Source organism: Bacillus sp. BB081 (genome assembly GCF_008368895.1).
Lineage (GTDB): Bacteria > Bacillota > Bacilli > Bacillales > Bacillaceae_G > Bacillus_A > Bacillus_A wiedmannii.
Map to the genome: position 1 here is coordinate 49743 of NZ_QOZX01000002.1, position 12830 is coordinate 62572.

Here is a 12830-nt window from a genome sequence, read left to right on the forward strand (position 1 = left end):
TGCATATAGGGAAATTTAGATGTTAAAAATTTTATACGTAATATAGTTGACAAAAAAATTAGCATTAGGCTAAGATTGACTTAGTTGTGGAAATATTTGAAGGAAAGTGAGGAGTGAAAGGTATAAGGTTTTCTATAACGATATCATTTTGTAGATAGAGGTGATAGAGTAGGAGAATGGAGGTTTTATTTTTTTTGACCTTCATTGAGAATGATAATCATCAAAAGAAATAGGGACTTATGTTAAAATGTAAATCGCTCTTTATAAGGAATAGGGAGGGATATTATTTTTAACACGTAGTGAGAATGATAATCAATAATATCTACATTACATAAATAAATTACAATTAAATAATGATAGAGGATTATTATTTTTTTCTTATAAATTGAGAATAATTATCATTTTCAAAAAAGTATGGATGAAAGATAAACAAGGAGGAAGTAAGCCAAATGAGAAAGATTTCTGTATTACCCGCTTTTATTATAACGTTCGTATGTATGCTAGCTTTTCTTGTCATGCCATATGGGAAAGTTTCAGCACAACTAGCTGACGGTACTTATGATATTAACTATGTCATTCAAAAAGCGGAAAATGATTCAGCTTCAATGGCAAATGATTATTTTGAAAAACCAGCTAAGTTAGTTGTAAAAAATGGTGAGATGAGAGTACAAATTCCGATGAATCATAGTGCTTGGATTACAGAATTTAAAGCACCTGAAAACGGGAATTTTGTTGATGCAAAAGTTGTTAGTAAAGATGAATCAGCAGATAAAAGAACTGTAGAGTTTAAAATAGACGATTTATCTAAGCCAGCAGCTGCAAAAATTCATGTTGTTGTACCGAACGTAAATTATGACCATAACTACACAATTCGTTTTGCGTTTGATGCAAATGTAAAAGCGGTAGGTGGAGAAAATAAAGCAACTACTGTAACAAAGAATAATGATCAAACAAAAACAGATACACAAGTAAAAGAAGAAGTGAAGAAAGAAGAGAGTAAAGAAGCAAATAAAGAGGCGAGCAAAGGAACAAATGAAAGTGGAAAAGCTGAAAAAACAGATAATCCAAAAACAGGTGATGAAGCACGCATTGGAATATTTGCAGCGTTAATTCTTATTTCAGGTGTTTTCTTAATTCGTAAAGTACGTCAAAACTAAATAAAGGAGCGTTATTCCATTGAATAGATATCTTAAAATTGTTGTTGCGATGTGTTTAATGATATTTACATTCGTATCAACATTACAACCGCTTGCAGTTCAAGCAGCAAGCCAACTAGCTGACGGTGAATATTCAATCGGTTTCAAAGTTCTTAAGGATACATCAGATGAAGAATCTATGATGAATCAATACTCTGTAAGTCCAGGAACTTTAAAAGTGAAGGATGGGAAGAAGAAGGTATCCTTTACGTTAGAACATAGTTCATGGATTACGAAGTTTGAAACAGAAAAAAATGGCCAGTTTGTTGCGACAAATGTAATTAGTGAAGATAAAGAAAAAGATACACGAGTAGTAGAATTTGAAGTGGACGATGTAGAGAAAGTATTAAATGCGAAAGTAAAAGTGGACATAGACTTTTTAAATTATCATCATGATTATGATGTGCGTATTGCATTTGATCAAAATAGTATTACACCGATTCATGTAGAAAAACCAAATGAAAAAGAGGATCCAGCAAATAAGCCAGATCCAAATGAAAAACCGGATCCAAGTCAGAAGCCCGACCAAAAGCCTGACCCAGATCAACAACCCAATTCTAACACAATTAACGATGGGAATTATAGTATTCCATTTAAAGTGTTAAAAGATAAGACAGATGAAGAATCTAAGATGAATACTTACATGGTAAATCCAGGAGTATTAAAAGTAGAAAACGGTAAGAAAAAGGCAATTGTAACACTAACAAGTAGCTCATTAATTAAAAATTTCCAAACGGAAAAAGATGGCGTATTTGTTGATGCAAAAGTATTGAGTGAAGATAAAGAAAAAGATACAAGAGTAGTAGAGTTTGAAGTGGACGATTTATCAAAAAATTTAAATACAAAAGTATTTATCGAAATGGCATCAAGAAACTATAAGCAAACACATGATGTACAACTTTTATTTGAACAAGATAAACTTGAGTCAATTAAGAACGAAGAAAAGAAACCAGACGGTGATAAAAAGCCAGAGGTAGAGAAACCAGAAGTAGAGAAGCCGAATGTTGAAACAATGAAAGACGGTGAATACAGCATCAATTTCAAAGCTTTAAAAGATCAATCAGAAGAAATTTCAATGATGAACACGTATACGAAGAGTCCGGGCGTGTTAAAGGTGAAAGATGGTAAAAAATATGTATCATTCACATTAACGAATAGTGCATGGATTACAAAGTTTGAATTTGAGAAAAATGGTTCGTTCGTTGATGCGAGTGTATTAAGTGAAGATAAAAAAGCTGATACACGCGTAGTGGAAGTAGAAGTAGATGATTTATCTAAAAAGTTAAATGCAAAAGTAAAAGTAGATATCGATTCAATGAATTATCACCATTTCTACGACATTCAATTTGCATTTGATAAAGATAGCGTTAAACCGTTAGACAACCAAGGCGGAAACGATAACCAAGGCGGAAACGACAACCAAGGCGGAAACGATAAGGAAACGATAACCAAGGCGGAAACGATAACCAAGACGAAAACGAAAACGAAAACGATAACCAAGGCGGAAACGATAACCAAGGCGGAAACGATAACCAAGGCGGAAACGATAACCAAGGCGGAAACGATAACCAAGGCGGAAACAACAACCAAGGTGGAAACAATAACCAAGGTAACAACACAACCATTGATCCAAAAGCCCTTAAAGATGGTGAATACAGCATTGGCTTTAAAGTTTTAAAAGATAAAACAGAAGAAATTTCAATGATGAACACATATACAAAAAGTCCAGCTGTACTAAAAGTGAAAGATGGTAAGAAGTATGTATCGTTTACATTAACGAACAGTACATGGATTACAAAATTTGAGTTTGAAAAGAATAGTTCTTTTGTTAACGCAAAAGTGTTAAGTGAGAATAAAGAGCAAAATACAAAAGTAGTAGAGTTAGAAGTAGAGGATTTATCTAAAAAATTAAACGCAAAAGTAAAAGTAGATATTGATGCGATGAATTATCACCATTTCTACGATGTTCAATTTGTATTTGATCAAGATAGTATTAAAGTTTTAGGTAACCAAGGCGGAAACGACAACCAAGGCGGAAACGACAACCAAGGCGGAAACGACAACCAAGGCGGAAACGACAACCAAGGCGGAAACGACAACCAAGGTGGAAACGATAAACAAGGCGGAAATAATCAACCAAAAGTAATAGTTGATCCGAAAAATTTAGTGGATGGTCAATATGATATTCCATTTAAAGTGTTAAAAGATAAAACAAATGAGCTTTCAAAGATGCATGACTATACTGTACACCCAGCAAAATTAATCGTTAAAGATGGTAAAAAGTACATTGAGATGACGTTGAAAAATAGTGCATGGATTACAAAATTTCAAACGGAAAATAACAGTCTTTTTGCTGATGCGAAAGTAGTAAGCGAAGATAAAAATGCAAATACGAGAGTAGTGCAATTTGAAGTAAGTGATTTATTTGCAAAATTAAATGCAAAAGTAAAAGTTGATATCAATGAAATGAACTACCATCATTTCTACGATGTCCAAATTCAATTTGATACAAATAATATTGGTGCGTTAGGCACGATTAAAGAGGATCCAAAAAAAGATCCGAAAAATGATCCGAACAATCCAGTGATTACACCGAAAGTAGATAATGTGAAAAAAGTAGATAATCCTGACTTTAACCGAAATGCAGATGATAAGAAGAAAAAAGAAGATCAAAAAAATGATCCAAAAAAAGAGAAAAACTCAAAAACGGCAGATACAGCACAACTAGGTTTATACATGGTGCTATTGCTTGGGTCACTTGTTTTACTAGTTCGTAAATATAGAGCAGGAAGATTGTAATTTTTGGAGTCTTGATGCATGTTCGCATGCATCAAGACTTGTTTCATATTATTTGGAAAGGAGTGGTGATTGAGAGTGAAGAAAATTGCTAGTGTACTAATGGCTATCATTCTATTAGTGAGTATAGCTGGATGTTCGGCGCCTAAAAAAGAAGCAGCAAAACAGGTAAAGAGTGAGAGTAAAGAGAGAATTGTTGCAACGACAGTTGCTGTTACTGAAATTATGGATGCATTAGAAGTAGATTTAGTTGGTATTCCAACAAGTACGAAAGATTTACCAAAGAGATATAAAGGTTTACCTGAAGTCGGGAATCCGATGAGTCCTGATATGGAAAAGGTAAAATCGTTAAAGCCGTCAGAAGTATTATCCGTGACAACACTTGAATATGAATTAAAGCCAGTTTTTGATGGTGTGGGCACGAAAGCAAACTTTTTAGATTTAACAAGCTTGAAAAATATGCAAAATTCCATTAGCGATTTAGGTAAGCAATATGGACGTGAAAAGCAGGCTGAAGCAGTTGTAACGAAGTTAGATAACAAGGTTACAGAGATTAAAACAGCAGTAAAGGGAAAGAAAGAACCGAAAGTGCTTATTTTATTAGGTGTACCAGGGAGTTATTTAGTAGCAACAGAGCATTCTTATATTGGAGATTTAGTGAAACAACTAGGTGGTAAAAATATTGTGCAAGGTGAACAAGTAGAGTATTTAGCTTCTAATACAGAGTATTTAAAAAAAGCTGATCCGGATATTATTTTACGAGCAGCTCATGGTATGCCTGAAGAAGTTGTGAAAATGTTTGATAAAGAATTTAAAACAAATGATATTTGGAAGCACTTCGCTGCAGTTAAAAATAACCGTGTTTACGATTTAGAAGAGCGTTTATTTGGAACAACAGGTAATTTAGCAGCAATGGAAGCTTTAGATGAATTGAAAAAAATGATGTATCCGTGATGCATTTTAATATAAAGGAAGAGTGGAATGAATAAAAAAACTTGGAGTTTCCTAATTGTTACTGCATTGCTTATTGTTATGACATCATTGTCAGCGACGAAAGGAAGTTTAGAAGTAGGTATTGTTGAGCTTATACAAGGGATATTTACAGGGGGAAATGAAGATGTTGAAGTGATTAAAGATTTACGTTTCCCACGTATTATTATTGCACTATTTACTGGAGCAGCTCTGGCCGTTTCAGGTGTGCTTTTTCAAGCTGTTATGAAAAATCCACTTGCTGATGCTGGGGTAATCGGGATATCTTCTGGGGCAAGTTTTATGACACTTGTTATTATTACGTTATTCCCGCAATTGTTTTTCTGGACACCAGTATTCGCCTTTTTAGGTGGTGCGTTTGCATGTTATCTCGTTTATGCATTTTCATGGAAGTCAGGGTTAAGTCCGCTTCGCATTATTTTAGTTGGTATAGCTATTAATGCAATGTTCACTGGATTAAATGAATCGTTCATTACAATTTGCGGATACTTCATTAAGAGTATTAAGCAAACGACGACTTCTAACATAACGATGAAGACGTGGGGCGATGTAGAAATAATGGTTACATATGGAACGATTGGTCTTATTCTTGCTCTGTTTGTAGGAGCTTGGTGTAACTTATTATCGCTACAAGATAAGACTGCGAAAAACTTAGGTTTGCACGTGACGAGAGTTCGTCTTATTATTTCTGCTATTGCAGTACTTTTAGCAGCAGTATCAACAGCAATTGCAGGTGTTATTGCTTTCGTAGGATTACTCGTTCCGCACATTTCAAGACAATTAGTCGGTTCGGATCATAAAGTATTAATTCCATTTTCTGCTCTTGCAGGAGCGTTATTAATTTTGACGGCGGATACGATTGGAAGGTTAATTGTGCCACCTAACGAAATTCCAGCAGCGACGATTATGGCGGTGATTGGTGGCCCATTCTTAATATTCTTGCTTAGAAAGAGTGATAAAGTTCATGGAAATTAAAAATGTAACCTTTTCGTATGATAATGTAACGGATCGATTAAAGTCGGTTAGTAGTGAAATAGAAATTGGTAAAATTACAACAATTATTGGCCCAAACGGTTGCGGGAAATCGACATTACTTGGCGTGATGTCAAGAAATCACGACCCTCGTAGCGGAGAGATAATACTCGATGGGAAGGCGATTAGTCAATATAAACCGAAAGAGTTTGCTAGAAAGTTAGCCGTTGTCCATCAACAAAATGAAGCACCGGCAGACATGACGGTAGAGAAATTAACAAGTTATGGTCGTATGCCTCATAAAAATATTTTTTCCTCGCAAACTGTTGAAGATAGAGAAGCGATCGAAAGGGCTTTAGCATGTACGAATTTGCTAAGTAAACGTGATAAAGAGATTCATGCTTTATCTGGTGGAGAAAGACAACGTGTTTGGATTGCCATGACGTTAGCTCAGAAAACACCAATGCTCTTTTTAGATGAACCGACAACCTATTTAGATATTTATTATCAACTCGAAATATTAGAGCTAGTAAAAGAGTTAAATGAAGTACATGGATTGACAATCGTTATGGTACTACATGATATCAATCAGGCGATTCGCTATAGTGATCATATCATCGTTATGAAAGACGGCGAAATTGTTACGAAAGGTAAGCCGAATGATGTTGTGACAGAAAGTATGATAAAGACGATATACGGTGTAGATGTCGTTGTAAAGCAAGATGAAGATACAGGGTTGTATATGGTCCCAATGGGTATTTAAATATGCGAACAATCCGTTTTGAGGTGATGATTTGAGTAGTAAAAAAGAACGGAAGAAGAATTCTTTTTTTCAACGAATACTTACAGTTGTTTTTTTAGGTACCTTTTTCTATTCAGTATATGAATTAGGTGATATTTTCATGGATTACTATGAAAATCGTAAAGTAATGGCCGAAGCACAAAACATTTATGAAAAGAGTCCGATGGAAGAGCAATCACAAGACGGGGAAGTACGTAAACAGTTCAAAGCTCTGCAGCAAATTAACCAAGAAATAGTTGGATGGATTACGATGGACGATACACAAATTAATTATCCAATCGTTCAGACGAAAGACAATGATTACTATTTATTTCGTAATTATAAAGGTGAAGATATGAGAGCGGGAAGTATTTTTATGGACTATCGTAATGATGTGAAATCTCAAAATCGAAATACTATTTTATATGGTCACCGTATGAAAGATGGTTCTATGTTTGGAAGTTTAAAGAAAATGTTAGATGAAGAGTTCTTCATGTCGCATCGTAAATTATATTACGATACATTATTTGAAGGATATGATCTTGAAGTGTTCTCGGTGTATACAACAACAACTGATTTTTATTACATTGAAACGGATTTTAGCAATGATACGGAATACACATCATTTTTGGAGAAAATTCAAGAAAAATCGCTGTACAAAACGGATGCAAAATTGACAGCAAGTGATCAAATCGTAACACTTTCGACGTGTGACTATGCACTTGATCCAGAAGCAGGAAGGTTAGTCGTGCATGCTAAACTAGTAAAAAGACAGTAAATAAAAAAGTATAGAATATGAGAAGTGGTAACGCTTCTCATATTCTATACTTAAAAAAAGAAATATGTTTACTGTGCTGCAGCCATTGGCATACGTACAACTTCAACATTGTAGTAAGTGATTTTATTATCAAGAATATATTCTGGCATCCCACCTTGATGTGAGTGAGCATCTTTAAATGCTGAGCTCTTCGTCCAACCTTGGAAATCTTCTTTTGCATTCCAGCGTGTGCTAATTGTTACCTCATCATAATCAACTGTATTTTGCGTTAAAAGAACTTCTAATCCTAAAAAGCCTGGCATCGTTTCGACTTGACCTACTTTATTAAAACGCTCAATTAATTTATGTCCATTTCCCTTTGTAATTTTAGCTGTATTTGTAACAATAATCATGTTTTATTCCTCCTATAAATGTAGCCTTTATTTTCGAGAACTCATATACGTTAAATGATAATGAAAATCATTATCATTGTCAATGGTAAATGTGAAATAAATAAGTTTTTTTATTATTTTGGACAGTAAGATTTCCATTTTAAAATGTAGTAAATATGTGGCGGTTAAGTGAGAGAATGAGCGAGTTGTACTAGCAAAGCAATAATATGGTATAGTGAAACGAGGCTGTTTTTTCAGGCTCGTTTTTTAAATGCTTCCTATAGAGAAAGCATGCAAATGGAAAGGAAGTTATTATATGCGATCAGAAATAACTGTAAAAATAAAACCGAAATTTATAAAAGAAATTAAAAGTGGATATCCGCTTATTTTAAAAGATGCGATTCAAAATTTAAATGATGTTCAGGAAGAAGGAACAATCATTAAAGTAGTGGATGAGAAGAACCATTTTATTGGAAAAGGTTATTATGGAAAACAAAATAAAGGATACGGCTGGATTTTAACGAGAAAAGAGAGTGAACAAATTAATCAATCTTTCTTTGAAAGTAAAATAAAATCTGCCTTACATAAACGAAAGCAATTTTACAAATCAAGTGATACGACAGCATTCCGTGCCCTAAATGGTGAAGGTGATGGTCTTGGAGGCTTAATTATCGATTATTATGACGGCTATTATGTAGTAAGTTGGTATAGTGAAGGGATTTATACTTTCAGAGATGAGATTATAGCAGCTCTTCAAAAAGTAGCAAACTTTAAAGGTATTTATGAGAAAAAGCGTTTTGATACGAAAGGGAAATACATTGAAGGCGATGATTTTGTAGCAGGAGAGCGCGGTGAGTTCCCGCTTATCGTAAAAGAGAACGGTGTGAACTTTGCTGTTTATTTAAATGACGGAGCGATGGTTGGTGTATTTTTAGATCAGCGTAACGTTCGAAAACAAATACGTGATACATATGCAAAGGGGAGAACAGTATTAAATATGTTCTCTTATACAGGTGCTTTCTCTGTATTTGCAGCGCTTGGCGGAGCGAGTAAAACGACGAGTGTCGACCTTGCAAATCGTAGTTTAAGTAAAACGATTGAGCAATTTAGTGTAAATGAAGTTGATTATGAAGCGCAAGATATTATTGTAGAAGATGTATTTCTTTACTTCAAATATGCAGCGAAGAAAAATATGAAATTTGATATGGTCGTACTTGATCCTCCAAGCTTTGCACGCTCAAAAAAATATACATTTAGTGCAGCGAAAGATTATAAAAACTTATTAAAAGAAACAATTGCGATTACAGAAAATAATGGGATTATCGTTGCCTCTACAAATTGTAGCGCATTCGATATGAAAAAGTTTAAAGGCTTTATCGATACAGCATTTAAAGAAATGAATGGTAAATACAAAATATTAGAAGAACATTCTTTACCAGAAGATTTTCGTACCATTGATCAATTTAAAGAGGGAGACTATTTAAAAGTAGTTTTCATCGAGAAAATTAAAGGTTAATAAAGAAAAAGGAGCCCGAGTTTACTTGAGCTCCTTTTCTTATTGAACGATATTTTGTACTCTACCGACCTGCCCGTCCTGCAATCGCACTTTAATGCCATGCGGATGAGAAGGGGAGTTTGTTAAAATATCTTTTACAATTCCACGTGTTAATTTACCGGTGCGTTGATCTTGTTTTAATACAATATCAACTTCAAGACCAGGTGCGATATTAGTACGTTTTTGTCCGTTCATTTATACACCTGTACGTCTACGTTGGTTGTTTGTTTTCTTTGTTTGTTGGTTTTGTAATTTTTTCGTTTCTTGGCTTTGATTTGTATTATTTGAACCATTTCCATTTCCTTGCTTTTTCTTTGCAAGTTGTTCGCGCATTAAATCAGCTAAGCTTACTTTTTTGTTTTCTGACATGATAAGTCTCCTTTATATAAAGTTAATTATGAACAATCGTAGTGAATTTCATCATATCATTGTTAAGGAAGGAAGGGAAGTTGGTTTGAAAATTCATATAATTCTTTCCAGTATTCATTCGTTACGATACAATTAATATGCTAATGTTTGTAAAAAAAGGGGATAGACATATGTCACATCATATTTTATTAGTTGAAGATGATATTTCAATTCAAGAGATGGTGGAAAAGTATTTAATAAAAGAAGGTTTTCAAGTTACAATCGCGTCTGACGGTGAAGAAGGGGTGCAAGCATTTTTTAAATCATCCTTTGATTTAGTTATCCTTGATATAATGATGCCAAAGTTAGATGGCTTAGAGGTTGTACGTATTATTCGTGAGAAGAGTGCCGTTCCGATTTTGATGATGTCGGCAAAAGATACAGATGTTGATAAAGCTGTTGGATTAGGACTTGGAGCAGATGATTACATTTGTAAGCCATTTTCTATGATTGAATTGGCTGCACGTGTAAAAGCCGGTATTCGGAGATCTACGAAATATTCGGCTACAGAAACAACAGAAAAGATGATTCAAATTGGTGATTTAACAATTGACCCAATTAATTTTACGGTTGAAAAAAACGAGAAGCCCCTCAAACTTACTTTAAAAGAATTTGAGATTTTAAAGTTATTCGTAAAGAATCAAAATCGTGTATTTACGAAAGCGCAAATATATACGTTAGTTTGGAACGAAGAGTATTACGGTGACGATAACGTTATTAATGTTCATATGAGAAGGTTGCGCGAGAAAATTGAAAGTGATCCATCTAATCCAGAATATATTAAAACGTTATGGGGCATCGGCTATAAGTTGGAAGTGATGTAATATGGTCAATTTGTTAATAGGTATTATTTTTATATTGTTATGTGTTATTTACATACAATATAAAATGAGAAAAAATAGCAGTGAAAATTTACGATACACATATGAAAAGTTAGAAAGTATTGTAAATGTACAAACAGGCGAGAAGTTACTCGTTATGACAGATGATCGAGAATTGCAAAAATTATTAGTGGCAATTAATCAATTATTAGATGCAAAACAGAAAACAAATGCAGATCATGCGAAAGTAGAAATTTCGATGAGAAAAATGCTTTCAAATATTTCACATGACTTGAAAACACCGCTAACAGTTATTCTTGGATATACAGAAATGTTAAATAAGGATAAAACAATGAATAAAGAAGAACAACAAATATTACTTGAAAAGGTGCATGTGAAAACACTAGAAGTAATGGAACTAATTCATAAGTTTTTTGACTTAGCAAAATTAGAATCTGGTGACAAAGCAATCGAGATGACAAAAGTGAATATGAATGAAGTTTGTCGTGAGAAGATTTTATCTTTTTATGATTTAGTGACGTCGAAAGGTTTTCATGTTCATATTGATATACCAGAAAGAAATATATATGCACTTGGAAATGTAGAAGTATTAGGTAGGGTATTGAATAATTTAATATCAAATGCAATTACATATGGAGACGATGGAAAGATACTGGGTATGACGTTAAGAGATGATGAAACGAATGTGTATATAGACGTATGGGATAAAGGAAAAGGGATTGATGAATCTCATATTGATAAAGTGTTTGAGCGTATGTACACACTTGAAGATTCGAGAAATAGATTGTACCAAGGAAGCGGTTTAGGGTTAACGATTACGAAAAGACTGGTGGAAGCGATGGATGGAAAAATTCATCTTTCTAGTAAGCCGTATGAAAAAACAATTTTTACAGTTGCATTAAAAAAGATGCAGTTTTAGCTTGTAGAGAAGTAGATTCTACAAGCTTTTTTTTCAGCGTAAGGAATTTGTAAGAAACGGGTAAGAAAAAAGAGATTTCCGTTGTCTATTATAAAAATATAAAGTAGTGCGAAAGGGGAAAGTGACATGACCTATATATTAAAAACGAATCAGTTAACGAAAGTGTTTAAAGGGAAAGAAGTTATTTCTAGCGTTAACATGCATGTGAAAAAAGGAGAGATATACGGTTTCTTAGGACCGAATGGTGCTGGTAAAACAACGATTATGAAAATGATTACAAATTTAATAAAACCGACGAGCGGTGAGATTGAAATTTTAGGTGAGAAGTTAACAGACACATCTTATGAAGTATTAAAAAGAATGGGGACAATTATTGAATACCCAATCTTTTATGATAAATTAACGGCGAAAGAAAATTTAGAATTACATTGTGAATATATGGGCTATTACGATAAAAACGCAATTGACCATGCATTACATTTAGTGAAACTGCAAGGGATAGATAATAAAAAAGTAAAAGATTTTTCATTGGGAATGAAGCAACGACTTGGTATTGCAAGGGCAATCGTGACAAAGCCAGAATTGCTCATTTTAGACGAACCCATAAACGGTTTAGATCCAATTGGTATTAAAGAGTTACGAGACTTATTTAAAATGCTCTGCAAAGAATATGGCATTACATTATTAGTTTCTAGTCATATTTTAGGTGAGATGGAATTAATGGCGGATACAATTGGTGTAATTCAAAATGGAAAGCTAATAAAAGAAGTTTCAATGAAGAGTATTAACGGAAAACAAACAGAGTACATTGAAATTACTGTTCCTGATGTGAAGCGTGCAGCTTATATTTTAGAAGATAAACTTGGTATAAAAAATTATAAAATAATGAGCGGAAATATGATTCGTGTGTATGATACGGCAGTGTCTCAGCAAGCCATTTCAAAAGCACTTATTATGAATGATGTGGAAATTGAAAGTATTAATAAGAAACATAGTTCCTTAGAGGAATATTTCTTAAATGTAATGGATGGAGAGGGCATTCATGCTTAATGGATTGTTAGTGAATCTAGTAAGTGGATTGGTCGTAATGTTCATAAGTGGGATTTTATATTATAGAAAACCAGAGCGGAAATGGTTGTTAATTCTACTAGTGATAGGAATGTTAAGTGTAGTTACTGCTGGAATTAGAATGTTAGTAGTGTAGAGACAGTTATATAAAGAA

The 12830-nt window shown here is 33.7% G+C and carries 13 protein-coding genes and 1 pseudogene; 11 read left to right on the forward strand and 3 right to left on the reverse strand.

All coding sequences use genetic code 11. The features are described 5' to 3' along the window. Positions 1-449: 449 nt before the first annotated feature. The 6 genes and pseudogenes from isdC (at position 450) to srtB (ending at position 7513) form a co-directional block, all read left to right on the forward strand. Complete coding sequence (gene isdC / locus DN394_RS00355) at positions 450-1157, forward strand: heme uptake protein IsdC (protein ID WP_149293509.1); 708 nt, start codon at positions 450-452, stop codon at positions 1155-1157. A gap of 19 nt (positions 1158-1176) precedes the next feature. Then, positions 1177-3995, forward strand: a pseudogene (locus tag DN394_RS29225) (NEAT domain-containing protein). A gap of 69 nt (positions 3996-4064) precedes the next feature. Next, entirely contained in the window at positions 4065-4946 is an 882-nt protein-coding gene (gene isdE, locus DN394_RS00365) for a heme ABC transporter substrate-binding protein IsdE (protein ID WP_141474874.1), read from the forward strand. Between the two features lie 27 nt (positions 4947-4973). Further along, positions 4974-5957 carry a FecCD family ABC transporter permease gene (locus DN394_RS00370; RefSeq protein ID WP_046958765.1) on the forward strand — a complete coding sequence of 328 codons (984 nt, stop codon included), beginning with the start codon at positions 4974-4976 and terminating at the stop codon, positions 5955-5957. Beyond that, positions 5947-6717: an ABC transporter ATP-binding protein gene (locus tag DN394_RS00375; protein ID WP_097916571.1), complete on the forward strand. Its 771-nt coding sequence runs from the start codon at positions 5947-5949 to the stop codon at positions 6715-6717. The genes DN394_RS00370 and DN394_RS00375 overlap by 11 nt, the downstream gene beginning before the upstream one ends. Positions 6718-6748: 31 nt before the next feature. Further along, positions 6749-7513 carry a class B sortase gene (srtB, locus tag DN394_RS00380; protein ID WP_046956250.1) on the forward strand — a complete coding sequence of 255 codons (765 nt, stop codon included), beginning with the start codon at positions 6749-6751 and terminating at the stop codon, positions 7511-7513. 68 nt (positions 7514-7581) lie between these two features. On the opposite strand, the gene isdG is transcribed toward srtB, so the two are convergent. Then, positions 7582-7905 carry a heme oxygenase gene (isdG, locus tag DN394_RS00385; RefSeq protein ID WP_000587825.1) on the reverse strand — a complete coding sequence of 108 codons (324 nt, stop codon included), beginning with the start codon at positions 7903-7905 and terminating at the stop codon, positions 7582-7584. A 295-nt stretch (positions 7906-8200) separates the two neighbouring features. On the opposite strand from isdG, the gene DN394_RS00390 reads away from it, so the two are divergent. Next, positions 8201-9400, forward strand: a complete 1200-nt coding sequence (locus DN394_RS00390) for a class I SAM-dependent rRNA methyltransferase (RefSeq protein WP_001255862.1) — start codon at positions 8201-8203, stop codon at positions 9398-9400. 39 nt (positions 9401-9439) lie between these two features. On the opposite strand, the gene DN394_RS00395 is transcribed toward DN394_RS00390, so the two are convergent. Both DN394_RS00395 and DN394_RS28835 read right to left on the reverse strand, forming a co-directional pair. Next, a complete protein-coding gene (locus tag DN394_RS00395) occupies positions 9440-9634 on the reverse strand; it encodes a YwbE family protein (protein WP_001014319.1) in 195 nt (64 codons plus the stop codon). Then, positions 9635-9808: a hypothetical protein gene (locus tag DN394_RS28835; protein WP_001293585.1), complete on the reverse strand. Its 174-nt coding sequence runs from the start codon at positions 9806-9808 to the stop codon at positions 9635-9637. It abuts the gene before it with no gap. Between the two features lie 170 nt (positions 9809-9978). Here DN394_RS28835 and DN394_RS00400 point away from each other — a divergent pair, with 170 nt between their 5' ends. From DN394_RS00400 to DN394_RS28840, 4 genes are all read left to right on the forward strand, one after another. Beyond that, positions 9979-10671 (forward strand): response regulator transcription factor, encoded by a 693-nt coding sequence (locus DN394_RS00400; protein ID WP_000018041.1) that lies wholly within the window; start codon positions 9979-9981, stop codon positions 10669-10671. Between the two features lies 1 nt (position 10672). Further along, a complete protein-coding gene (locus DN394_RS00405) occupies positions 10673-11608 on the forward strand; it encodes a HAMP domain-containing histidine kinase (protein ID WP_000247661.1) in 936 nt (311 codons plus the stop codon). Positions 11609-11734: 126 nt separating this feature from the next. Continuing rightward, positions 11735-12658 (forward strand): ABC transporter ATP-binding protein, encoded by a 924-nt coding sequence (locus DN394_RS00410; RefSeq protein WP_000221100.1) that lies wholly within the window; start codon positions 11735-11737, stop codon positions 12656-12658. Continuing rightward, a complete protein-coding gene (locus tag DN394_RS28840; RefSeq protein ID WP_000931777.1) occupies positions 12651-12812 on the forward strand; it encodes a hypothetical protein in 162 nt (53 codons plus the stop codon). The genes DN394_RS00410 and DN394_RS28840 overlap by 8 nt, the downstream gene beginning before the upstream one ends. Positions 12813-12830: the final 18 nt, after the last annotated feature.

Coding starts and splice junctions, on each gene's coding strand:
- DN394_RS00370 (WP_046958765.1), top strand. CDS start 4,974: ATGAATAAAAAAACTTGGAGTTTCCTAATTGTTACTGCATTGCTTATT.
- DN394_RS00400 (WP_000018041.1), top strand. CDS start 9,979: ATGTCACATCATATTTTATTAGTTGAAGATGATATTTCAATTCAAGAG.
- DN394_RS00410 (WP_000221100.1), top strand. CDS start 11,735: ATGACCTATATATTAAAAACGAATCAGTTAACGAAAGTGTTTAAAGGG.
- DN394_RS00375 (WP_097916571.1), top strand. CDS start 5,947: ATGGAAATTAAAAATGTAACCTTTTCGTATGATAATGTAACGGATCGA.
- DN394_RS00395 (WP_001014319.1), bottom strand. CDS start 9,634: ATGAACGGACAAAAACGTACTAATATCGCACCTGGTCTTGAAGTTGAT.
- DN394_RS28840 (WP_000931777.1), top strand. CDS start 12,651: ATGCTTAATGGATTGTTAGTGAATCTAGTAAGTGGATTGGTCGTAATG.
- DN394_RS00390 (WP_001255862.1), top strand. CDS start 8,201: ATGCGATCAGAAATAACTGTAAAAATAAAACCGAAATTTATAAAAGAA.
- DN394_RS00405 (WP_000247661.1), top strand. CDS start 10,673: ATGGTCAATTTGTTAATAGGTATTATTTTTATATTGTTATGTGTTATT.
- isdG (WP_000587825.1), bottom strand. CDS start 7,905: ATGATTATTGTTACAAATACAGCTAAAATTACAAAGGGAAATGGACAT.
- isdC (WP_149293509.1), top strand. CDS start 450: ATGAGAAAGATTTCTGTATTACCCGCTTTTATTATAACGTTCGTATGT.
- DN394_RS28835 (WP_001293585.1), bottom strand. CDS start 9,808: ATGTCAGAAAACAAAAAAGTAAGCTTAGCTGATTTAATGCGCGAACAA.